This is a genomic window from Candidatus Pelagibacter sp., assembly GCF_052048095.1.
Lineage (GTDB): Bacteria > Pseudomonadota > Alphaproteobacteria > Pelagibacterales > Pelagibacteraceae > Pelagibacter.
In genome coordinates this window covers 432,232-455,383 of sequence record NZ_JBNAKG010000001.1, presented here as the reverse complement: position 1 = coordinate 455,383, position 23,152 = coordinate 432,232, and the positions used below count along the sequence as shown (strand labels likewise).

Genomic DNA, 23,152 nt, shown 5'->3' with positions numbered 1-23,152 from the left:
TCTCATATGAATGAAAATCCAATTAAACACACAAAAGTATTAATTATAGGTTCTGGTCCTGCAGGATATACTGCGGCTGTATATGCGGCTAGAGCAATGTTGAAACCAATTTTAGTTTATGGGGCTCAACCAGGTGGACAATTAACAACAACTACTGATGTTGAAAACTTCCCAGGCTTTGCAGACGTGATTCAAGGTCCTTGGTTAATGGATCAAATGAAAGATCAAGCAAAAGCTGTTGGCACAGAAATGATTGAAGATCATATTTCTTCAGTAAATTTAAAATCTACTCCATTTGAAGCTTTTGGTGATAGTGGTCAAAAATATACTGCAGACAGTATAATTATATCAACTGGTGCACAAGCAAGATGGTTAAATTTAGATTCAGAGCAAGAGTTTAGAGGTTTTGGTGTTTCAGCTTGCGCTACATGTGATGGTTTCTTTTTTAAAGATAAAGAAGTTGCAGTTGTTGGTGGTGGTAATGCTGCTGTCGAAGAAGCAATGTTCCTAACTAAATTTTCATCAAAAGTAAAATTAATCCACAGAAGAGATACATTAAGAGCTGAAAAAATGCTCCAACAAAAATTGATGGAAAATAAGAAAATAGAAGTAATTTGGGATTCTGTTGTTGAAGATGTAATTGGTGATAATGAACCAAAAAATGTAAAAGGAATTAAAGTTAGAAACCTAAAAACGAATAATGTTGAAGAAATAAAATTAGATGGCTTATTTATCGCAATTGGTCATGACCCAGCAACACAACTATTTAAAGATCAACTTGAAATGGATAAAGAAGGTTATTTAATTACTAAACCAGATTCTACTGAAACAAACATACCGGGAGTTTATGCCGCTGGAGATGTTAAAGACAAAACTTTCAGACAAGCTGTAACTGCGGCTGGAATGGGTTGTATGGCGGCTTTAGAGGCAGAAAAGTTTCTTTCACACTAAATAATTAAAAATAATTATAAACTTTCACAAAAAGATTTAATTCTACTCATTGCTTTTTGTAAATTCTTCATAGAAGTTGCGTAAGAAATTCTAAAATAGCCATCTAATCCAAATGCTGAACCTTGAACAACTGCCACATTAGATTTTTCTAATAATTTCTGAACAAATTCAGTATCTGTTTTTAACCCTGTCTTTTTATTTAATAGACCTTTGCAACTTGGAAAAACATAAAAAGCTCCTTCAGGTGTTAAGCAGTTTATCCCTTCAATATTATTTAAGCTTTTCACCACAAAATCTCTTCTTTCCTTAAAAGCTTTTGATCTTGTCTTTATAAATCCTTGGCTACCATTTAAAGCTTCAACAGCAGCTGCTTGGCTTATTGAAGACGGATTTGATGTAGATTGAGATTGAATTTTTCTAATAGCTTTAATTATTTCCTTTGGGCCTGCTGCATAACCAATTCTCCAACCAGTCATTGCATAAGATTTACTAACACCATTCATTGTTAAGGTTCTATCTTTTAATTGAGGAATTTGTGCAATTGTAAAAAAGTTGAAGTTATCGTACTTGATATGTTCATAGATATCATCACTCAAAATATGAACTTTTTTATTTTTGACTAAAACCTTTGCCAAATTCTGAATTTCTTTTTTTGTGTAACCGGCACCAGTTGGATTAGACGGTGAATTTAAAATTAACCATTTTGTTTTTTTTGTAATTGCTTTTTTAAGTTTGCTGGGAGTAAGTTTAAATCCCTCTTCTTCTGTGCACTTGACTATTTTTGGTTTTCCTCCTGCTAATAAAACCATATCAGGATAAGAAACCCAAAAAGGTGCAGGAATAATTACTTCATCACCCTTGTTAAGGGTTGCCATAAATGCATTATACAAAACTTGTTTTCCACCAGTTCCAACGGTGATCTGATCTGTAGTATAATTAATTTTATTTTCTCTTTTAAACTTATCTACAATAGCTTTTTTTAATGCGGGTGTACCATCTACTGCAGTGTATTTAGTATCTCCACTTTTAATTGCTTTTATTGCTGCATTCTTAATATTGTCTGGTGTATCAAAATCAGGCTCCCCTGCACCAAGACCTATCACATCTTTACCAGCTGCTCTCAATTCTCTTGCTTTTTGTGTTACAGCAATTGTAGGTGATGGTTTAATTCTTTTTAAACTATCTGAAATTATACTCATTGAAAAAATATTTTATTTTACTACCTTCTTTAATATATGGAAAATACATATCAAGATTTAATTACCGATATTCAAAGTAAAAACCCAAAAATCAGTGGAAAACTTGAAGGTGGTAAAAAATTTAAAATTAAATCTGATTTTAAACCTGCGGGTGACCAGCCAGAAGCAATTAAAAAACTTGTTAACGGTGCAAATAAAGAAGAATTTAATCAAGTACTATTAGGAGTAACTGGTTCTGGAAAAACATTTACAATGGCTAAAGTAATTGAAGCTACCAATAGACCAGCATTAATTTTAGCACCAAATAAAACACTAGCGGCTCAACTCTATGGTGAGATGAAAGCGTTCTTTCCAGATAACGCTGTCGAATATTTTGTGTCCTACTATGATTATTATACTCCTGAAGCTTATGTTCCTAGATCAGATACTTATATTGAAAAAGAAGCCTCTATTAATGAACAGATAGATAGAATGAGACACTCGGCAACAAGATCTCTTTTAGAAAGAGATGATGTACTAATTGTTGCAAGTGTATCTTGTATTTACGGATTAGGCTCAGTTGAAGCATATAGTAAAATGACTTTAACTCTTCAAAAGAATTACGATTACAACAGAGAACAATTAATAAAATCGTTAGTCGCTCTTCAATATAAAAGAAATGATCAAAATTTTTATAGAGGGACTTTTAGAGCAAGAGGAGAATATCTTGAAATATTCCCTTCTCACTTGGAAGATAGAGCATGGAGACTAAGTTTATTTGGAGATAAGTTAGAACAAATCGAAGAATTTGATCCATTAACTGGTGACAAAGTTAGAGATCTAAATTTAGTTAAAGTGTATGCAAATAGTCATTACATAACTCCCAAACCAACAATAGAACAAGCAGTTATCAATATTAAGAGAGAATTAGAGGTAACATTAAAAAAACATAGATCCGAAAATAAACTTCTGGAAGCTCAAAGATTAGAGGAAAGAACTAAGTTTGATTTAGAAATGATTGAAGCTACAGGATCTTGTGCAGGAATTGAAAACTACTCTAGATTTTTATCAGGTAGAAAACCAGGAGAACCGCCTCCTACTCTTTTTGAATATTTTCCAGATAATACATTAATTTTTGTTGATGAGTGTCACGTAACAGTCCCCCAACTAAATGGAATGTACAAAGGCGATAGATCAAGAAAAAGCACTCTTGCTGAGTATGGATTTAGGCTTCCTTCATGCATGGATAACAGACCACTTAAATTTGAAGAATGGGATCTAATGAGAACTCAAACTGTTTTTGTATCTGCAACACCTGGCCCTTGGGAACTTGAACAAACAAAAGGTAAATTTATAGATCAGGTAATAAGGCCAACTGGATTAATAGATCCACCTGTTGAAATAAGACCAGCAAAAAATCAAGTGGATGACTTAATGCATGAATGTAAAAAAGTTATAGAAAACAATCATCGAGTTTTAGTCACTACCCTTACAAAAAAAATGGCGGAAGATTTAACTGAATACCTACACGAAAATGGAATAAAAGTTAGATACCTTCACTCGGATATTGATACGCTTGAAAGAATAGAAATCATGCGAGACTTAAGAATGGGAGTTTTTGATGTTCTAGTTGGTATCAATTTATTAAGAGAAGGATTAGATATACCAGAATGTGCATTAGTTGGAATATTAGATGCTGACAAAGAAGGTTTTTTAAGATCTGAAACTTCTTTGATACAAACTATTGGAAGAGCTGCAAGAAATGTTGAAGGTAAAGTTGTTCTTTACGCAGACAAAGAAACTAAAAGTATTAAAAAAGCTATACAAGAAACTGAGAGAAGAAGAAAAATCCAACTTGCTTATAATAAGAAACATAAAATTGATGCCAAATCTGTAAAAAAAGAAATTAGCGACATTTTAGAAAGTGTTTATGAAAAAGATTATGTAAAAATAAGTGAAGGTTCAAATGTTGGAGGAAACTTAAAAAAACATCTTAAAGCGCTAGATAAAAAGATGAAAGAGGCTGCATCAAATTTAGAGTTTGAGGAAGCGGCAAAAATTCGAGATGAAATTAGAAAACTAGAGAGTACAGAGTTAGAAATAACTCTAAATCCTAAAATTAGACAATATGATGTAAAAAATAAACTTTATCCTAAAGGTAGATCAACATTAGGAATGCCAGGAACTAAAGTTACAAAAAAAAGAGATAAAAAATGGAAGCACGGAAAATAATTATTACAGGTGGTGCAACAAGAATTGGTGCAGCCATTGCAAAAAAATTATCTGGTCTAAATAAAGAGATACTAATTCATTTTAATAAATCTAAAACGAAGGCAGTAATTTTAAAAAATGAATTAGAAAAAAATGGTACCAAGGTTTATCTTGTTAAAGGTGATCTTGGTAAAGAAAGCGATATAAAAAAAATAATTAAATTTGCAAAATCAAAACTAAAATACTTTGACTGTCTTATTAATAATGCTTCATTATTTGAAAACGATAAATTAGAAAATTTTACAAATTCCAGTTGGGAAAATCACATAAATACTAATTTGAAAGCACCAGCACTATTAACAAAAGCTTTCAGTAAAAATATAAAAAAAGGAAACAACAATATTGTCAATATAATTGATCAAAGGGTATTTAAACTTACTCCATTCTTCTTCTCTTATACACTAAGCAAAACTGGTCTTTATACATTAACTAAAACTAGCGCTATGAGTCTTTCTCCAAATATAAGAGTAAATGGAATAGCTCCTGGACCAACTTTAAAAAATATTAGACAATCAGAAAAACATTTTAAAAAACAATATTTAGCAACGCCTTTAAAACGACAAGTAGATGTAAAAGAAATTTGTAATGCTGTTGACTTTTTTATTAAAAACCGATCTATTACAGGTCAAGTATTAGCGATTGACAGTGGTCAAAATATGAATTGGCAAACTCCTGATATAATAGGAACAAAAGAATGAAAAAAAATAATTTCAAAGTAGTTAAAATAAATAAATCAAAAAGCCTCTTTAATTATGAAAAGAAAATTTTAATTAATGAATTAATTTTAGATTTAAAATTGGGTTATTATGATTTTGAAAAAGAAAAACCTCAAAAAGTAAAATTTAGCCTAGAAATTGATTATGAAGATAAAAAACCTACAAATGATAAAGATATTAAATCAATCGTAAATTACGGAACTATAGTTAAATTAATAACTAAATTAGTAAAAAAGAAACATTATAATTTTTTAGAAACTTTAGCTGAAGCTGTCTTTGATGAGCTATTCAAGGACAAAAGAATTGCTAAGATAATGTTGAAAATTGAAAAACTAGAAATCCTCAAAGAGTGTTCTTCGGTTGGTATTCAAATTACCAAAAAAAGAAGCCATGATCAGTTCTGAAATAGGAAAAGACGTAATAAAAAAAGAATTGCCACTTATCCCAAAATTACCTGGGGTATATAGAATGTTGAGTGATAAAGATGAAATTCTTTATGTTGGCAAGGCTAAAAATTTACCCAACAGATTAAAAAGTTATGTTTCTGAAAAAAATCACATAATTAGAACTGAAAGAATGTTATCTCAAACAAGAAAGCTAGAGATAACTACGACGTCAAATGAAAGTGAAGCTCTTCTTTTAGAGGCTAATCTAATTAAGAAGCATAAACCAAGATTTAATATTTTGCTCAGAGACGATAAATCGTTTCCTTTTATTTTTATTGGTAACAAAGATAAATGGCCTCAAATAAAAAGACATAGAGGCAAAAAAGGTAAAGAAGGTTTTTACTTTGGTCCATTCGCATCAGCTGGATCTGCTAATTGGACCATAAAGATGATACAAAAAATATTTCATCTAAGAGTTTGTGATGACTCAGTTTTCAAAAATAGAGAAAGACCATGTATTCTTTATCAAATCAAAAGATGTTCTGGTCCATGTGTTGATTACATAAATAAGGAAGACTATAAACAGACTGTAGAAGATGCAATTGAATTTGTATCTGGTAAATCAAGAAAAATTCAAAAAAGCCTTTCTGATCAGATGGAAAAAGCTAGTGATGAGCTTGACTTTGAGAAAGCTGCCATTTTAAGAGATAGAATAAAATCCTTGAATATTATTCAGTCGTCTCAAAGAATTAATGAGGCAAATTTAGTAGAGGCAGATGTGATTGCTGGATATAAAGAATCTGGAAAAACATGTATTCAAGTTTTTTTCTATCGTTCAAAACAAAATTGGGGCAACCAAGCATTTTTTCCTAAGCATGATCCTGATGAAAATCTTAGTGATATTATTAATTCATTTGTTTCTCAATTTTATGAAAACAAAAGTGTTCCCTCATCAATAATTTTGTCTGAAGAAATTAAAGAAAAAATTTTAATAGAAAAAACTTTAGCTCAAAAAGAAAGCAAACAAATTAGTATTTCAGTTGCCAAAAAGGGTTCAAAATTAAAAGTAATTAATCAAGCAATCAAAAATGCAAAAGACAGCCTAAATAGAAAACTTTATGAAAGTCAGAACAATAAAGAATTATTTGAAGCAGTATCAAAGAAATTTAATCTTGAAACCAACATTAATCTTATCGAAGTCTATGATAACAGCCATATTCAAGGAACAAATAGTGTAGGTGCTTTGATAACTTATGGTGATGAGGGATTTGTAAAAAAAAGATATAGAAAATTTAATATTAAGATTAAAGGAAATGAACAAGATGATTTTGGGATGATGAAAGAGGTTCTTAACAGACGATTTAAAAAAGCTGTCCAAGAGAAAGATAACTATTTAACCTTTCCAGATTTAGTTATGGTTGATGGTGGAAAAGGTCAATATTCAGTTGCTAGAGAGACATTAAATGAACTTGGTCTTCATGATATTCCAATAATAGCTATTGCTAAAGGTAAGCAAAGAAATAGTGGTAATGAAACTTTTTTTCATAATGGCAAAGAATTTAAATTTGAAAAAAATGATCCTACCCTATTTTTTTTACAAAGAATAAGAGATGAATCACACAGATTTGCAATAAGTGCGCACAGAGCTAAAAGGAAAAAAGGTATTAGCAAATCTCTTTTAGATCAAATCGATGGCATAGGATCTATCAGAAAAAGAGCGCTATTAAATCATTTTGGATCTGCAAGAGCAGTTGAATCTGCAAGTCTAGATGAGATTAAATCTGTTGAAGGAGTAGAGGAAAAAGTCGCAAAAAAGATATATAACTTTTTTCACGAATAAAAATGTTAAAAAAAATTCCTAATATATTAACAATTGGAAGGATCATTATAGTTCCTTTTTTTGTAATTGCTTTTTATCTTCCTGGATTTTATGGAGATATCATTGCTTTAGTTTTATTTATTATAGCATCATTCACTGATTTTCTTGATGGAATGCTTGCAAGAATGATGGAGCAAGAATCTAAACTTGGAGAATTGTTAGATCCAATTGCAGACAAAATTATAGTAGCTACTGCGCTAATATTATTAGTTATGAACGGAGCTATTAAAAATTTTGAGGTGATTGCCGCAATAATAATTCTTACAAGAGAAATTTTAATATCAGGATTAAGAGAGTTTTTAGCTAAAGGAAGAATTAAATTACCAGTGTCTAATTTAGCAAAATTAAAAACTGTTCTTCAAATGGTTTCCATAGGTTTACTTTTGTCAGGAGAAACTGGAAACAAAATTATAAATTTTCAAGACTACAATGCTCAAACAATTGGTATTATTCTTTTGTGGCTATCTGCATTTTTAACTTTATATACAGGTTATGAATATGTCAGAAAAGGAATTGATCACGCAATTTCAGAGGATAATAAAAATTAAGCTGCTTTTTTCTTTCTTACGAGAGCTTGATAGCTTTCATTGAGATCTATAATTGTATCACAAACTTCAAATTTATTTTCTGCTATGCATGACACTGGTGTAACTTCTGCTGCTGTTCCAGTCAAAAAACATCCAATAAAATTTTTCAATTCATCTGGACTAATTTTTCTTTCATTAACTTTTATATTTTTTGATCTCGCAATATCAATTACTGTCCTTCTAGTAATGCCATCTAGAAAAGAGTCTGGTGTAGGAGTATGTAATTCTCCATTTTTATCTTTAAAAAAAATATTTGCTCCAGTAGCTTCTGCAACATTTCCTTCATGATCTAACATTAAAGAATCTGTGTAACCGTCTTTTTCAGCTTCATGCTTTGATAATGTACATATCATATACAGCCCAGCAGCTTTAGTATCCCAAGGAATTGTATTAGGTGCTGGTCTTCTCCATTTAGAAATATTCAATTTAATTCCCTCAACTTTTAGTTTTGGATCAAAGTAAGACCCCCACTCCCAAGTCGCTATTGCAACATGAATTTTTGTTTGTTGTGCAGATATAGCCATCATTTCGCTTCCTCTCCAAGCTACTGGTCTGACATACCCATTTTCAACGTTTTGAGTTGCAATAATTTTTTTAGATGCAAGATTTATTTCCTCTTCACTATAAGGAATTTCAAAGCCCATTCGTTCAGCAGAATAAAAAAACCTTGATGTATGTTCTTCAAGTTTAAAGATGGAACCATCATAAACTCTCTCACCCTCGAATACACAGCTTCCATAATGCAAGCCATGACTTAAAACATGAACTTTTACATCAGTCCATTCTACTAGTTCACCATTATACCAAATTTTACCTGTTCTTTTATCGTAGGGTATCATGTTAGAAATTTTTATTTAATAATTGAAAAAATATCTTTGTATCTTGAATATGTCAATATAACTTACCAATAATGAAAGATTTATTATATTTAAAAGATGATCAAATAAAAGATCTAATAGAAAAACTTTTCATTGCTTACAGAGATACCTTCGCTGATCCTAAAAAAATTCTTGAAAAATATTCAATAGGTACCGCACATCACAAAGTTGTTCATTTACTATCAATTTATGAGGGCATTTCTATATCTCAGCTACTTCAAAAACTAAAAATAACTAAGCAAAGCCTTAACAGAGTTTTAAAAGACCTAACCAAACTTGAAGTTATTAGATTTGAAAAGGACAGTCTTGATACTAGAATTAAACATGTCTATTTAGATGAAAAAGGTAAAGAACTGTTCAAAGAGATCTTTGATATACAAAAAAAGAGAATTTATACGGCTCTTTTAAACTCAAAATCTGAAGAAGTAATTAACTTTGATAATGTGCTAAAAAAGATAATAAATGGATAATTTTAACGCTCATATTCTAGTTGTTGATGACGATGATGGAATTAGATCTCTTGTAAAAAAATTTCTAAATGAGAATAATTTTTTAGTAACAACAGCTGATAGTGCTGAGGATGCTTATGACAAAACTCAATATGTGAAATTTGACTTAATTATTTTAGATATAATGATGCCAGGGAAAAATGGTTTAGAATTTATACAAGAATATGGAAAAGCCTTAAATACACCAATCATTTTACTGACTGCGAGAAACGAAGCAGAAGACAGAGTTAAAGGTCTAGAAATAGGTGCTGATGATTATTTGCCAAAACCATTTGAACCCAAAGAATTAGTTTTGAGAATAAATAATATACTTAAAAAAACTAGGGTTTCCGAACCTTTAAAAATAGTTGAATTTAATAATGTAAAAATTGATTTAAATAAGCTTGTAATCTCAAATAATGAAACTGATTATAAGATAAATACTACTGAAAAATTAATCTTAGAAAAAATGATGAACAACCCGGGAAAAATTTTTTCAAGGGATGATATAGGAAAATTAATTGAAGTTGAAAAAGAAAGATCAATAGATGTGATAATAACTAGATTGAGAAAAAAAATAGAGACAGATTCAAAAAATCCAAAATTCTTGCAAACCATTAGAGGTGAAGGTTATGTATTATGGATTGAATAAATTAATAAAAAATATTCTACCGAAACAACTATTTTACAGAGCACTTTTAATTGTAGCTATTCCTGTTCTTGTATTACAGGTCGTTATTACGATAGTTTTTTTTGATAGCCTTTGGATAAAAACAAACAAGGGTATGACAAAAGCGCTAGTAAATGAAATTAGTACTTTCATAGAAGCTTATAAAAATGAAGAGTACAACAAAGATAATTTAGAAAATCTATTTTCAATATATTTAAATTTAAACATAGAATTTATTGAAACAGAAAAATTTGACAATATTTATGATGAAAGATGGTTTAGTCCAGTAGATAGAACTTTAAGAAGAGAGCTAAAATCTAAAATAGGCTTTGGTAATTTTTGGTTTAACACTACCAATTATAAAGAACTTATAGATATAAGAATAAAATTTGAAAATGGTTATTTTAAATTTTTAATTTCAAAAGATAGAATTAGATCATCATCTGCAAGAATATTTGCTTTATGGATAACATTACCAGGGATTATAATGGTTGTTATTTCTTTGCTGTTCCTAAAAAATCAAACACGACCAATTGTAAATCTTGCTAAAGCTGCTGAAAAATTTGGAAGAGGAGAAGATATAGATGAATATAGGCCTTCTGGTGCCCTAGAAATAAGACAAGCGGGTTACGAATTTGATAAAATGAGAAAAAGAATTCTCCGTCATCTTAATCAAAGATCTGAAATGTTATCAGGTATCAGTCATGATCTAAGAACTCCTCTAACAAGAATGAAATTACAAACTGCATTTATAAAAGATTCAGAAATTTCATCAAAACTAGATGATGATATTAAAGAAATGGAAAAAATGTTGAATGAATACTTACAATTTACAAGTTCGAATCATTCAGAAAAAAGTGAAATATTTGATCTATCTGAAATGTTATCAGAGTTGGTTTCTAAATATGAAAATAAGAATATTACAAAAAATATTACACAAAAAATATATTTAAATGGTAGGAAAAATTTACTTCAAAGATGTTTCAATAATATAATTGATAATGCGATTAAATATGGTCAAAAAATTAATGTTGAATTGTCTAAGAAAGGTAAAAATCTCTTCATCGTAATTGAAGATGATGGCCCAGGAATTCCCCCTGAGGAATACAACAATGTATTCAAACCTTTTTACAAAATAAATAAAGGAAGGTCAGAAACCAAATCTAGTGTTGGTTTAGGACTTGCTATAGCTTCAGATATAACCAGGTCACACGGTGGCTACATTAGACTTAATAAATCTAGTCTAAATGGCTTAGAAGTTAAGATCTTTTTGCCCTCTTAACTTTCTTTGTTTTAACTTTTGTTTTTTTCTGAGATGAGTTTCCAAACTTAGCCAGTTTATTTTCTAAGTTTTCGACTCTTTTTGAAAGAACATCAAATTCATCTTTGCTGGTTAATTTCATTCTAAATACTATCTCATCACGTTTTGATCTTAAGATATTTACAATCTCATTGCCTAAATCTTTTGAGGAAACAAGGCCTTGTTCAAAGAGTTGAGATAACTTATCAAAAACAAATTTTGAATTTTTCATAGTTTTATTTAATATAACAGGTCTATAACCATTTAAACAAATGTTCATTAATAATTTTGACCCAGTCGCCTTCTCTGTCTTTTCTTTTGAAATTAGATGGTATTCGCTTGCATATATTTTTGGAATATTAATCGGATGGTATTTAAGTAAGAAATATTTCATAGAAAATGAAAAGATAAAAGAGACATTTGACGATTATATAACTTATGTAATTTTAGGAATAATAATTGGTGGAAGATTGGGCTATGTAATATTTTATGATTTAAGTTATTTTTTAGATAACCCGATTGAAATATTGCAAATTTGGAATGGTGGGATGTCATTTCATGGTGGTCTATTAGGTGTTATTTTATCTTCAATAATTTTTGCTAAATCAAAAAAAATAGAATTATTTGAATACTTAGATGTTATTGCTATCGTCACTCCAATTGGTTTATTTTTTGGAAGAATAGCAAACTTTATCAATTCTGAACTTTATGGCAAATCGACAGAGGTATTTTGGTCTGTCAAATTTTTAAAAGTAGATAATATTAATAGACATCCATCTCAATTATACGAGGCATTTCTTGAGGGAATTATTTTATTTATTATCTTGATTTATTTTAAGAATAATAAAAAAAATACAAGTCATGGATTTTTGTCAGGTATTTTCTTAATCTTCTATTCAATTTTTAGATTTATTTCTGAATTTTTTAGAGTACCTGATCCACAAATTGGTTACCTAGTTTTAAATTTAACATTAGGCCAACTTATTAGTTTTGTTTTTTTATTATTTGGCTTGATACTCGTTTCAATAAAGTATGAAAAAAGATAAAGCAAAAATTTTATCATTAGATAATTTCATTAATTTTGCCTTATATGATAAAAAAAAAGGATACTACACATCCCAAAACCCTTTTGGTAAAAGTGGTGATTTTGTAACTGCTCCCAATATTTCAATTTTATTCTCTGAAATGATATCTATTTGGCTAATATCATTTTGGGAAAATTTAGGTAAACCAAAAAAAATTGATGTGATTGAGCTTGGCGCTGGTAATGGAGAGCTCATGAAAGGTATTATAAATACCATAAAAAATTTTCCTGACATGCATGATTGTTGTAATTTTATTATTCATGAGAAAAGTAAAAAATTAATAAACGTCCAGAAAAAAAATATCACATCTAAAAAATTATCTTGGAAAAATAAGCTAATCTTCAAAAATAATTATCCAAAAATATTTATAGCAAATGAATTCTTTGATGCATTACCAGTTAAACATTTAATAAAAAAAGAAAAAAACTGGTATGAAAAATTTGTTAAACTATTAAAAAATAATGGAGAATTCACCTTAAAAAAAATTGATATCAAAAAATATAAAAAAGATCTTCCATCTCAAATCTTAAAAAATAATAAATTTATTGAATACTCACCTCTCTCATTAAAATATCTTAAAGAAATTTCAAAAACGATTAAATTAAATAATGGAGGTTTGTTATTAATTGATTATGGTTTTTCTTCTCAAGGTTTTAGAGATACTCTGCAAGCAATTGAAAAACATAAATTTGCCAATATTTTGGGCAATATAGGAAACAGAGATATCACATATAATTTGAACTTTAACTTTTTAAAAAAATTTATATCAAATCTTAAAAACCTAAAATCATTATGTACTACTCAAAGGAATTTTCTTTTAAAAATGGGAATTATTGAGAGAGCTGAAATTATCTCAAAAAAATTATTATTTTCAAAAAAAGCAGAAATTTTTTATAGGGTAAATAGATTAATTGATAAAAACAAAATGGGTGAGCTTTTTAAGGTTATGTTTATAACAAAAAACAATTCTTCATTTAAATTGGGTTTTTAAATTGATTAGGTCAAAGAAATTATTATCAAATAAAATTGCTCATGGCTTTTTTAATAAGCTTGGAGGTACATCTCGAGGAATTTATAAAAGTTTAAATTGTGGATTGGGGTCTAAAGATAAAAAGACGTGTATCAATAAAAATTTGAAAATTGTAAAAAAAAAATTATCAACAAAATCAAGTAATATCTATTTAGCAAAACAAATTCACAGTAGTAAATATATTTACATCGATAAAAATTATTCAAAAAAATTAAAAAGAATAGAGGCAGATGCAATTATCACTTCTAAGAAATTATTACCAATCGGTGTATTAACGGCTGATTGTGTGCCAATATTGATTGCAGATAAAAAGAATACAATTGTTGCTGCAATCCATTCTGGATGGAAGGGCGCCTACAAAGGAATCATTGAAAAAGTAATAAAATTTTTAAAAAAGAAAGGATATGATCCAGATAACCTTATTGCTGTTATAGGTCCATGTATTTCTCAGAAAAATTATGAGGTTAAAAACGATTTTAAAAAAAAATTTCTAAAAAAAGATAAAAAGTATTGTGTATTCTTTAAAAATTCTAATAGTAAAATTTTCTTTAATTTGAGAAAATTTGTTCAAGATACTTTAAAAAATAATGGCATAAAGAATATAGATATTATTAACAAAGATACGTTTGACATAAGTAACAACTATTTTAGTGCAAGAAGATCTATTAGCTTAAATCAGGATGATTATGGTAGAAATATTTCTTTAATTATGATTAATTAAAATATTCATGAAATTATTAACTGGAAATAGTAATAAACCGCTCAGTAAAAAAATAGCAAAATACCTTAAATCTAAACTTGTAAATTCAAGTATTAAAAAGTTTGCAGATGGTGAAATTTATATTGAGATTAATGAAAATATTAGAGGAAATAGTATTTTTATTATTCAATCAGTTTCTTCTCCTGCAAATGATAATTTAATGGAACTATTATTATGTATTGATGCTTTAAAAAGATCATCTGCAAAAAATATTACAGCTGTGATCCCTTATTTTGGTTATGCTAGACAAGATAGAAAAGTTGTTCCTAGAACCTCAATTTCTGCAAAATTAGTATCTAACCTAATTACTAAAGCTGGTGCAGACAGAGTTGTTACGGTAGATTTGCATTCTGGACAAATTCAAGGTTTCTTTGATATTCCGGTAGATAACTTATTTGGTACACCAATTTTCGCAAGACACGTAAAAAAAAATATAAAAGGAAAAAATCTAATCTGTGTTGCCCCAGATGTAGGTGGAACTCAAAGAGCTAGAGCACTTGGAAATCTACTTAACGTAGGTCTTGCAATAGTAGACAAAAGAAGACCAAAGCCAGGTCAATCTCAAGTAATGAATGTTATTGGAAGCGTAAAAGATAAAACTTGCATAATTGTAGATGACTTAATCGACTCTGGTGGAACAATTGTTAATGCTGCAAAAGCACTTAAAGACAGGGGTGCAAAAGATGTATATGTGTATATTACGCATGGTGTTTTGACTGGAGAGGCGGTCAAAAAAATTCAAAAATCAGTTATCAAAAAGTTAGTAATCACAGATACCATTGACAATGTTGAGAAGGTAAAAAAAGCTAAAAATATTGAAGTTTTATCAATATCAGCTCTTATGGGTGAGGCGATAAAAAGAATTTCAAATTCTACATCTGTGTCAGATTTATTTAAATAATTGCCTTGTTTTATTGCTAAAGTTGAGCTAAAAGACCCCACTTTATGAGTTCTCTAGAAGCGACTATTAGAAACAATAAAACTAAGGGCGAGCTTAGTATTATTAGAAAAGAGGGAAATGTCCCTGCCATTGTCTATGGTGGAACAAATCAAAATGAGAATGTTTCAATCTCTAAAAAAATTCTTAAAACTTTGATTGAAAAGGATAACTTTTATTCAAATATAATAAGCTTAAATGTAAATGGTACAACTCAAAACGTTTTACCAAGAGAAGTCGTTTATCACATTTTATCAGATGAACCGATCCATGTTGATTTTCAAAGAGTTGTTCCAGGCGCAAAAATAAGAATAGAAGTGCCAGTTCAATTTATTAACCAAGAAAAATCACCCGGACTAAAAAAAGGTGGTGTTTTAAATATTGTAAGAAGAAAAATTGAACTAAGATGTCCAAGTGAAAAGATTCCAGAAAGTTTGATAATTGATCTGGACGGTGTTGATATTGGTGAGAGTTTTAAAATTTCTTCAATCAAACTTGATCAAGATGTAGTTCCAACAATCCAAGGAAGAGATTTCGTGATAGCTACGCTTGCGGCTCCAACAGTAATGAAAGAACCTGAAAAACCTGCAGCAGCTGAAGGTGAAGCAGGAGCAGAAGCTGCAGCTGAAGGTGATAAACCAGCTGAAGGTGATAAGCCAGCTGAAGGTGATAAAAAAGAAGAAGCACCAGCAGAAAAAAAATAACCTAAGATTTGACTCTGAAAAATTAAATCGTTTATGCTTTTATTCGTAGGTTTAGGCAATCCAACACCAAATAGTGAAAATAACAGACATAATATAGGATTTAAAATAATAGATGCGATAAACAAAAAATTCAGTTTATCAAAACAAAAACCAAAATTTAAAGGACTACTTACTACTGGAGAAATTAACGGTGAAAAAGTTTATGCAATCAAGCCCCTCACTTTTATGAATAATTCTGGAATTTGTATAAGAGAACTTTTAGAATATTTTAAAATTGATGCTGAAGATGTCATTGTTTTTCATGATGATCTTGACGTTGAATTTGGAAAGATAAAAGCAAAATTTGGTGGCTCTGATGCTGGACATAATGGAATAGCTTCAATTGATAAATTTATTGGAAAAGATTACTCAAGAATAAGAATTGGTATAGGAAAACCAAAAGGCAGTATTGAAGTTGGTGACTACGTTCTTCAAAACTTTGAAGATGATGAAATGACAGAACTAGAAAAAATTACAAATAATATAACAGAAACTTTAAGTGTTCTGGTTGAGAAAAAATTAGATTTATTTTCAAGTACTGTAAATAATAAATAATGAGTTTTAAATGTGGAATTGTTGGATTGCCAAATGTTGGTAAATCAACGTTATTTAATGCACTCACAAACTCGAATAAAGCTCAAGCAGCAAACTTTCCATTTTGTACGATAGATCCAAACGTCGGATTAGTTGCTGTGCCTGATAAAAGATTAGATAATTTAGCAAACATATCTAAATCAAAAAAAATAATTAATACTACAATCTCTTTTGTAGATATAGCTGGATTGGTTAAGGGAGCCTCAAAAGGAGAAGGTTTGGGTAATAAGTTTTTATCTCACATACGAGAGGTTGATGCAATCATTCATATGATCAGATGTTTTGAGTCTGACGATATTCAAAATGTAAATCCAGATGTAAATCCAGTTCGAGATTTAGAAATAATTGAAACAGAAATGATGCTAGCAGACTTAGAATCTTTACAAAAAAGATTAGAAAAAAATAACAAAAAAAATATTGAGCCTGAGCAAATAAAAATTTTAGAAATAGCATTAGATTGTATAAATAATGACAAAAGTTTAGATTTATTACATACAGAATTTTCAGCAAAACAACTGAAACAAAGTGGTCTTTTATCAATAAAACCAAAAATATTTGTATGTAATGTTGATGAACAGAGCGTTCAGATTGGTAATGCTCACACAGAAAGTTTTATAAAAAAGTTTGGTAACGAGAATACACTTATTATTTCTGCAGATATTGAAAATCAAATTAATGAGTTAGAAGATAGCGAAAGAAAAAATTATATGGACATGATTGGCTTAAAAGATACTGGCTTATCTATGTTAATACAAAAAGGTTATAAAATATTAGAACTTGAAACATTTTTTACTTCTGGGCCAGAAGAAACAAGGGCATGGACAATTCAAAAAAACTGTTTAGCTCCAAAAGCAGCAGGTGAAATTCATACAGATTTTGAAAAAGGTTTTATAAGAGCTGAAACAATATCATATGAAGATTTTGTTTCAAATGAAGGTTGGGTAAATTCAAAAACTAATGGAAAAATGAGACTAGAAGGAAAAGATTACATTGTTAAAGATGGAGATGTATTAAACTTCAGATTCAACACGTGACCAAATTTTCTTCATACTGAAATAAACTAAGATTGTTAAAATAATTAAATACACAATTACTTTAAAACCCATTTGGTGTCTTGTTTCTAAATGCGGTTCTGCAGCCCACATTAAAAATGTAGTTACATCTTTTGCCATTTGTGCTTCAGAGGCTATGGTACCATCAGAATACTCAACCAAACCGTCAGATAATGGTTTTGCCATTTTTATTTTATTTCCATACATGTACTTGTTGTAATGAACACCGTCATCAAGATTTACTCCGCTAGGGGCATCTTCGTAACCTAATAATAATGAGTAAATATAATCTACTCCACCGCCTCTCGCTTTCACTAATACAGACATATCTGGTGGATACGCTCCGCCATTTGCTGCTTGAGCAGCTTTAACATTTTCATAGGGTTTAACAAATTTGTCTGAAAGTTTTGCTGGTCTTGTAAACATTTCACCATCTTCGTTTGGACCATCTGTGATTTCAAAAGCAGCTGCAATAGCTTTTACTTCAGCTTCTGAAAATTCTGGACCACCTTTTTCTGATAAATTTCTATAACTTAGATACTTCATAGAGTGGCAAGACGCACAAACTTCAGTATAAACTTGATATCCTCTTTGAAGTGAAGCTCTATCGAATTTGCCAAATAAACCTTTAAAAGACCAATCAGTTTTGATGTAATCTACTTTTTCAGCAGCGCCTACACTTAAACAAATTCCAACTAAAAAAATTAATGATTTAATTGTTAGTTTCACTGTTATTCCACTGACCTTTCATCTTTTTTTTTAGCCATGGATAAATTAGGAGATCCACCTAATATTGGCTCAGTAATACTTAATGGAACAGGTAGTGTTTTTTCTTTCATACCTAAAACTGGTAAAATTACTAAAAAATGCAGGAAGTAGTATGCTGTAGCAACTCTTGCGATTAGAAGATATAGACCTTCTGCTGGCATTGCTCCCATGTAACCAAGAATTAAAACATCAGCAACTAATATCCAATAAAATTGTTTATACAAAGGTCTAAACACTGCAGATCTTATTTTTGAAGTATCTAGCCAAGGAAGAGCAGCTAAAATTAAAATTGCAGATAACATTGCTACCACACCTAAAAGTTTATCTGGTACTGATCTTAAGATTGCATAGAAAGGTAACAAATACCATTCTGGAACTATGTGCGCTGGAGTTACCATTGGATTTGCTTCTATATAATTGTCTGCGTGCCCTAAAATATTAGGTGAATAAAAAACAAAGAAAGCAAATACAATCATAAACATTAACAATGCAAAACCATCTTTAATTACAATGTATGGATGGAATGGCACTGTATCTTTTGATGGTTTTTTTATATCAATACCAACTGGATTATTATTACCAGGTACGTGTAACGCCCAAATATGAAGAACAACTAATCCTAAGATTAGAAATGGGATTAAATAGTGTAAAGTAAAAAACCTTGTCAATGTAGGATTATCTACTGAATAACCGCCCCATAACCAAGTTACAATACCCTCTCCTACAAGAGGAATAGCACTAAATAAGTTTGTAATTACTGTTGCTCCCCAAAAACTCATTTGGCCCCACGGTAAAACGTAACCCATAAAAGCTGCTGCCATCATTAATAAGTAAATTATAATTCCTATGATCCAAATTATTTCTCTAGGTGCTTTGTAAGACCCATAAAACAATGATCTGAATATATGAATATAAACAGCTAAAAAAAACATAGATGCACCATTTGCATGTATATATCTTATTAACCATCCGTAATTTACATCTCTCATAATGTGCTCAACACTTTCAAAAGCCATGTCAGCATGAGCTATGTAGTGCATTGCCAGTGTTAATCCCGTTACTATTTGTGTAATCAAACAAAAAGTTAATATCCCACCAAATGTCCACCAGTAATTTAGGTTTTTAGGTGTAGGGTAATCTGTTAAATGATTTGCAAGAGTTAGAAGTGGTAACCTATCGTTAAACCATTTTCCTACTTTTGATTTTGGTGTGTAATCGTGATCACTCATAATTCAATTATCCAATCTTAATTGTATTTGCATTTACAAATTCGTATTTAGGAACTTCCATATTCCAAGGAGCCGGGCCTTTTCTAATTCTTCCTGAAGTATCATAGTGAGAACCATGACAAGGGCAAAACCATCCATTATAATCACCTTTGTCGTTTAATGGTACACATCCTAGGTGGGTACAAACTCCGAGCATAACTAACCATTCTGGATTTTTTGCTCTATCCTCATCTTTTTCAGGATGTATCAATTCTTCCATTTTTACAGATCTAGCCTCGTCTATTTCTTCTTGGGTTCTTCTTCTGATAAATACTGGTTTACCTCTCCATAAAACTGTAATTGTATTACCTGGTTGTACTGAACTAACGTCTACTTCTGTACTTGCTAAAGCCTTAACAGATGCGTCTGGATTCATTTGATCAATCATTGGCCATACAACAGCTGCAGCACCAACAGCACCAACGGCATAAGTTGCTGTAAATAAAAATTCTCTTCTTTCTGGTTTTTTCTTAGAATCAGACATATATAAAATGTTACTTAAAGTTTATTTAATATATGATTTTCTATAACAAAATACTTTTTTTTCTATGGATAGAATGACACATAAAAGAATAACTAATGCCAAAAATTGCTTTATACGAACCTGATATTCCTCAAAATACAGCTGCCATAATTAGAACTTGTGCATGCTTGGGAGCTAAGCTTGAAATAATAGAGCCTTGTGGATTTCTATTAAGTGATAAGCGTTTTAAAAGAGTTGCAATGGATTATTTCAAGGAAGGAGAAATCATATTTTACCAGAATTCTGAGCATTTTTTTGAGGAGAAAAAAAATGAGAGAGTTTTGTTAATGACTACAAAAGCATCAATTCCTTACACTGATTTTCAATTCCAAAAAGATGATACACTTCTCTTTGGAAGAGAGAGTTCTGGAGTACCAGAGTTTGTGCATAAAAAAGTTACTCATAGATTGAGAATCCCAATGGTTGAAAATAAAAGATCTTTAAATTTAGCTACATCAGTTGCTATAATTCTCTCAGAAAACTTAAGACAGATAAGAATACAATAAACATGGAATTAGATTTAAAGAAAGATTTAGCAAGTAACTGGTTTAAACTCCTACAAAATTCATTTTGCCAAGATATAGAAAAATACGAAAAAAATAAAATCAAATTTAAATCAACAACTTGGAAAAGAAATTCTAAAGTAGATGAAGGAGGAGGAGAGTATAGAATTTTACAAGGAGGTAAAGTTTTTGAAAAAGTGGGTGTAAATTTTTCAAAAGTTTATGGAAAGTTTCCAAAAAAATTTCAAAAAAATATTCCAGGCGCATCTAAAGATCCAAGATTTTGGGCTTCTGGAATTTCAGTGGTAATGCACATGAATAATCCTTATATCCCTGCGATGCATTTCAATACAAGATTTATTAGCACTACTTTTGAATGGTTTGGCGGTGGTATGGATGTAACACCAGCAATTAAAGATATGAATGAAAAAAAAAGATTTCATGATGAGCTTAAAAAAATGTGTAATCGACATAATAAAACTTATTACAAAAAATATAAAAAATGGTGTGATGAATATTTTTATTTACCGCATAGAAAGGAAGCTAGAGGAATTGGAGGAATATTTTTTGACTATAAAAAAGAAAATTTCGTTGATGATTTTAAATTTGTGAGAGATGTAGGAATTACTTTTCAATCAATATTTAATTCTATTATAAAAAAAAAAATTAACAAAAAATGGTCATCAAAAGAAAAAGAGGCTCAGTACATAAAAAGAGGTAGATATGCAGAGTTTAATCTATTATATGACAGGGGTACAAAATTTGGATTGCAAACTGGTGGGAATGTTGAGGGAATTTTAATGTCATTACCACCACTAGCTAAGTGGAAATAAAATGGAAAAAGAACCGATCACATTAAATGGTCTTAATAAGCTCAAAGAAGAGCTTGTCTATCTAAAAGAAAAAAAAAGACCTGAAATAGTTGCGGCCATAGCAGAAGCAAGATCACATGGAGATTTAAAAGAAAATGCTGAGTATCATGCTGCTAAAGAAGAGCAATCTCATAATGAAGGAAGAATTGATGAAATTAATGACATCATTGCCAGAGCAAATGTAATTGATGTTACTAAAATTAATAATGATGGAAAAGTAATATTTGGTTCGACTGTTTTTTTAGAAAATTTAGATACAGGTGAAAAAATAAATTACAAAATTGTTGGTAAAGATGAAGCTGACTTAAAACAAAAATTAATTTATTTTCAATCTCCGATAGGAAAAGGTTTAATAGGTAAAAATAAAGATGACCTGGTGGAAGTAAGAACTCCTGCTGGTGTTAAAAATTTTGAAATTAAAGACGTCAAATATATTTAAGCTTTTATAATAACGTCTACTTGCTCTTTACTGATCTGAAAATTATTATTCACCCAAAATTCTTCTAATTGTTTGAGTTTTTTACCTAAAGTTTTTCCCTCAACTAAATCATATTCTTGCATTAAATTTTTTGTATCTATTGGGAAGGTGGGTAAATCTTTATTCTCAAATTGTCTTTTTAATTCGATTAAGTTAGGGTCAATTTTTTTTGTGGTTATAATTTTATAATTAAGAATGTCTAGAATAGCCTGCCTTCCTTGAAAATAAAGTATTTTGATCAAATTTTTTTCTTTGAAAGTATTTTTTGTAATTTTATCTTTATAGAAGTTATCTAAAATTTTTATTCTTTTTTGATCTTTTTTTGACAAGTTAAATTTATAAAGAAAGTAATCTACATTATCTGTTTCATTAATAATCATAACCGATAGGAGAAATATAAAATCTGATTTTTGATATATTTCTTCAGATATTGAGTTAAGTTTTTCAAATGAATTAATTCTAATTAGCTGTGGAAATATCAAACTTAATAATTCCAAACTTTCTTTATCTCTCGAAACATTTTTAAAACCATTAGATTTTAAAATTTTTTTTAATTCATTAAGTAATCTTTCAGACGAAAGATTTGAAATACCATCAAGATTTATTTTAATATTCTTTAAAGTTTTTGGGTCATGTTTTTTTTTCGAGTAATTTAAAAAAAACCTTATGTATCTTACAATCCTAAGATAATCTTCTTTAATTCTCTTTTCTACACTACCAATAAAATTTATATTACCTTCAAGAATATCTTTTCGTCCATTAAAGGGATCAAATAAATTTCCTTCTTGATCAGAATAAATTGCATTAATTGAAAAATCTCTTCTTGATGCATCTTCTTTCCAATCATCAGAAAATTCTACTTCTGCATGTCTTCCATCAGTTATAAGATCTTTTCTTAAAGTCGTAATTTCAAAACTTTTGTCATTAATAACTGCTGTTATTGTGCCATGTTCAATTCCAGTTTCATAATACTTGATATTGTTTTTATTTAAAGCTTCACAGGCTTGGGTTGGAGTTAAGTTTGTTGCAAGATCAATATCATCTATTTCCTCTTTATTTATAACTTTTCTAATACATCCACCTACAAATCTTACTTCACTAAGTGATGAAAAAGTATTAATTGCATTAAAAATTTTTACTACTTCTTCTTCTTTAGAAATTTCTTTAATTTTTTTTGAAACATAATCTAGATTACTAGTTCTTGAAAAAAGTTTATCGATCAAGCTTTCCATATT

26 protein-coding genes are annotated in these 23,152 nt (G+C 29.6%); 19 read left to right on the top strand and 7 right to left on the bottom strand.

Annotated elements, in window-relative coordinates; translation table 11 throughout:
• The first annotated feature begins 6 nt into the window (after positions 1–6).
• Complete coding sequence (gene trxB / locus ACTT9P_RS02410) at positions 7–951, top strand: thioredoxin-disulfide reductase (protein WP_440909101.1); 945 nt, start codon at positions 7–9, stop codon at positions 949–951.
• Between the two features lie 14 nt (positions 952–965).
• Here the strand turns inward: trxB and ACTT9P_RS02405 are convergent, their stop codons facing one another.
• Positions 966–2,150: a pyridoxal phosphate-dependent aminotransferase gene (locus tag ACTT9P_RS02405; RefSeq protein WP_440909100.1), complete on the bottom strand. Its 1,185-nt coding sequence runs from the start codon at positions 2,148–2,150 to the stop codon at positions 966–968.
• A 36-nt stretch (positions 2,151–2,186) separates the two neighbouring features.
• Here ACTT9P_RS02405 and uvrB point away from each other — a divergent pair, with 36 nt between their 5' ends.
• From uvrB to pgsA, 5 genes are read left to right on the top strand one after another with little or no spacing between them, the layout of a single operon-like run.
• On the top strand, positions 2,187–4,361 hold the full coding sequence (gene uvrB, locus ACTT9P_RS02400) for an excinuclease ABC subunit UvrB (RefSeq protein ID WP_440909099.1): 2,175 nt from the start codon (positions 2,187–2,189) through the stop codon (positions 4,359–4,361).
• Complete coding sequence (locus ACTT9P_RS02395) at positions 4,343–5,098, top strand: SDR family oxidoreductase (RefSeq protein ID WP_440909098.1); 756 nt, start codon at positions 4,343–4,345, stop codon at positions 5,096–5,098. The genes uvrB and ACTT9P_RS02395 overlap by 19 nt, the downstream gene beginning before the upstream one ends.
• The gene (locus ACTT9P_RS02390) at positions 5,095–5,520 is read left to right on the top strand and encodes a dihydroneopterin aldolase (RefSeq protein WP_440909097.1); all 426 of its coding nucleotides are present in this window, start codon (positions 5,095–5,097) and stop codon (positions 5,518–5,520) included. The genes ACTT9P_RS02395 and ACTT9P_RS02390 overlap by 4 nt, the downstream gene beginning before the upstream one ends.
• Entirely contained in the window at positions 5,507–7,342 is a 1,836-nt protein-coding gene (gene uvrC / locus ACTT9P_RS02385; RefSeq protein WP_440909096.1) for an excinuclease ABC subunit UvrC, read from the top strand. The genes ACTT9P_RS02390 and uvrC overlap by 14 nt, the downstream gene beginning before the upstream one ends.
• A 2-nt stretch (positions 7,343–7,344) precedes the next feature.
• On the top strand, positions 7,345–7,929 hold the full coding sequence (gene pgsA, locus ACTT9P_RS02380; RefSeq protein ID WP_440909095.1) for a CDP-diacylglycerol--glycerol-3-phosphate 3-phosphatidyltransferase: 585 nt from the start codon (positions 7,345–7,347) through the stop codon (positions 7,927–7,929).
• Here the strand turns inward: pgsA and ACTT9P_RS02375 are convergent.
• Positions 7,926–8,807 (bottom strand): branched-chain amino acid aminotransferase, encoded by an 882-nt coding sequence (locus ACTT9P_RS02375; RefSeq protein ID WP_440909094.1) that lies wholly within the window; start codon positions 8,805–8,807, stop codon positions 7,926–7,928. The genes pgsA and ACTT9P_RS02375 overlap by 4 nt on opposite strands.
• A gap of 71 nt (positions 8,808–8,878) precedes the next feature.
• Here ACTT9P_RS02375 and ACTT9P_RS02370 point away from each other — a divergent pair, with 71 nt between their 5' ends.
• Genes ACTT9P_RS02370 through ACTT9P_RS02360 form a run of 3 tightly spaced genes read left to right on the top strand, consistent with a single transcriptional unit; the run spans position 8,879 to position 11,286 of the window.
• Positions 8,879–9,316 carry a MarR family winged helix-turn-helix transcriptional regulator gene (locus ACTT9P_RS02370; RefSeq protein WP_440909093.1) on the top strand — a complete coding sequence of 146 codons (438 nt, stop codon included), beginning with the start codon at positions 8,879–8,881 and terminating at the stop codon, positions 9,314–9,316.
• Positions 9,309–9,986: a response regulator transcription factor gene (locus tag ACTT9P_RS02365; RefSeq protein WP_440909092.1), complete on the top strand. Its 678-nt coding sequence runs from the start codon at positions 9,309–9,311 to the stop codon at positions 9,984–9,986. Before ACTT9P_RS02370 ends, ACTT9P_RS02365 begins: the two co-directional genes overlap by 8 nt.
• Positions 9,967–11,286, top strand: a complete 1,320-nt coding sequence (locus ACTT9P_RS02360) for an ATP-binding protein (protein ID WP_440909091.1) — start codon at positions 9,967–9,969, stop codon at positions 11,284–11,286. The genes ACTT9P_RS02365 and ACTT9P_RS02360 overlap by 20 nt, the downstream gene beginning before the upstream one ends.
• Here the strand turns inward: ACTT9P_RS02360 and ACTT9P_RS02355 are convergent.
• Complete coding sequence (locus ACTT9P_RS02355) at positions 11,264–11,584, bottom strand: hypothetical protein (RefSeq protein ID WP_440909090.1); 321 nt, start codon at positions 11,582–11,584, stop codon at positions 11,264–11,266. The genes ACTT9P_RS02360 and ACTT9P_RS02355 overlap by 23 nt on opposite strands.
• Between ACTT9P_RS02355 and lgt the strand changes: the two genes are divergently transcribed.
• Genes lgt through ychF form a run of 7 tightly spaced genes read left to right on the top strand, consistent with a single transcriptional unit; the run spans position 11,577 to position 17,487 of the window.
• On the top strand, positions 11,577–12,350 hold the full coding sequence (gene lgt, locus ACTT9P_RS02350; RefSeq protein ID WP_440909089.1) for a prolipoprotein diacylglyceryl transferase: 774 nt from the start codon (positions 11,577–11,579) through the stop codon (positions 12,348–12,350). The two genes, ACTT9P_RS02355 and lgt, sit on opposite strands and share 8 nt — an antisense overlap.
• A complete protein-coding gene (locus tag ACTT9P_RS02345) occupies positions 12,337–13,380 on the top strand; it encodes an SAM-dependent methyltransferase (protein WP_440909088.1) in 1,044 nt (347 codons plus the stop codon). Before lgt ends, ACTT9P_RS02345 begins: the two co-directional genes overlap by 14 nt.
• Before the next feature lies 1 nt (position 13,381).
• Positions 13,382–14,140 carry a peptidoglycan editing factor PgeF gene (pgeF, locus tag ACTT9P_RS02340; RefSeq protein WP_440909087.1) on the top strand — a complete coding sequence of 253 codons (759 nt, stop codon included), beginning with the start codon at positions 13,382–13,384 and terminating at the stop codon, positions 14,138–14,140.
• Between the two features lie 7 nt (positions 14,141–14,147).
• Positions 14,148–15,080: a ribose-phosphate pyrophosphokinase gene (locus ACTT9P_RS02335; protein ID WP_440909086.1), complete on the top strand. Its 933-nt coding sequence runs from the start codon at positions 14,148–14,150 to the stop codon at positions 15,078–15,080.
• Positions 15,081–15,124: 44 nt separating this feature from the next.
• Entirely contained in the window at positions 15,125–15,820 is a 696-nt protein-coding gene (locus tag ACTT9P_RS02330) for a 50S ribosomal protein L25/general stress protein Ctc (RefSeq protein ID WP_440909085.1), read from the top strand.
• Positions 15,821–15,853: 33 nt separating this feature from the next.
• A complete protein-coding gene (gene pth, locus ACTT9P_RS02325; protein ID WP_440909084.1) occupies positions 15,854–16,414 on the top strand; it encodes an aminoacyl-tRNA hydrolase in 561 nt (186 codons plus the stop codon).
• The gene (ychF, locus tag ACTT9P_RS02320; protein WP_440909083.1) at positions 16,414–17,487 is read left to right on the top strand and encodes a redox-regulated ATPase YchF; all 1,074 of its coding nucleotides are present in this window, start codon (positions 16,414–16,416) and stop codon (positions 17,485–17,487) included. Before pth ends, ychF begins: the two co-directional genes overlap by 1 nt.
• On the opposite strand, the gene ACTT9P_RS02315 is transcribed toward ychF, so the two are convergent.
• Genes ACTT9P_RS02315 through petA form a run of 3 tightly spaced genes read right to left on the bottom strand, consistent with a single transcriptional unit; the run spans position 17,464 to position 20,025 of the window.
• On the bottom strand, positions 17,464–18,210 hold the full coding sequence (locus ACTT9P_RS02315) for a cytochrome c1 (protein ID WP_440909962.1): 747 nt from the start codon (positions 18,208–18,210) through the stop codon (positions 17,464–17,466). The genes ychF and ACTT9P_RS02315 overlap by 24 nt on opposite strands.
• 26 nt (positions 18,211–18,236) lie before the next feature.
• A complete protein-coding gene (locus ACTT9P_RS02310; RefSeq protein ID WP_440909082.1) occupies positions 18,237–19,502 on the bottom strand; it encodes a cytochrome b in 1,266 nt (421 codons plus the stop codon).
• 7 nt (positions 19,503–19,509) lie between these two features.
• Entirely contained in the window at positions 19,510–20,025 is a 516-nt protein-coding gene (gene petA / locus ACTT9P_RS02305; protein WP_440909081.1) for a ubiquinol-cytochrome c reductase iron-sulfur subunit, read from the bottom strand.
• 95 nt (positions 20,026–20,120) lie between these two features.
• On the opposite strand from petA, the gene ACTT9P_RS02300 reads away from it, so the two are divergent.
• Genes ACTT9P_RS02300 through greA form a run of 3 tightly spaced genes read left to right on the top strand, consistent with a single transcriptional unit; the run spans position 20,121 to position 21,878 of the window.
• Entirely contained in the window at positions 20,121–20,570 is a 450-nt protein-coding gene (locus tag ACTT9P_RS02300; protein ID WP_440909080.1) for a tRNA (cytidine(34)-2'-O)-methyltransferase, read from the top strand.
• A gap of 2 nt (positions 20,571–20,572) precedes the next feature.
• Positions 20,573–21,400: an oxygen-dependent coproporphyrinogen oxidase gene (gene hemF, locus ACTT9P_RS02295; protein WP_440909079.1), complete on the top strand. Its 828-nt coding sequence runs from the start codon at positions 20,573–20,575 to the stop codon at positions 21,398–21,400.
• Between the two features lies 1 nt (position 21,401).
• Positions 21,402–21,878, top strand: coding sequence for a transcription elongation factor GreA (gene greA / locus ACTT9P_RS02290; RefSeq protein ID WP_440909078.1), 477 nt, complete (start codon positions 21,402–21,404; stop codon positions 21,876–21,878).
• On the opposite strand, the gene ACTT9P_RS02285 is transcribed toward greA, so the two are convergent.
• A complete protein-coding gene (locus ACTT9P_RS02285; RefSeq protein WP_440909077.1) occupies positions 21,875–23,149 on the bottom strand; it encodes a CCA tRNA nucleotidyltransferase in 1,275 nt (424 codons plus the stop codon). The two genes, greA and ACTT9P_RS02285, sit on opposite strands and share 4 nt — an antisense overlap.
• Positions 23,150–23,152: the final 3 nt, after the last annotated feature.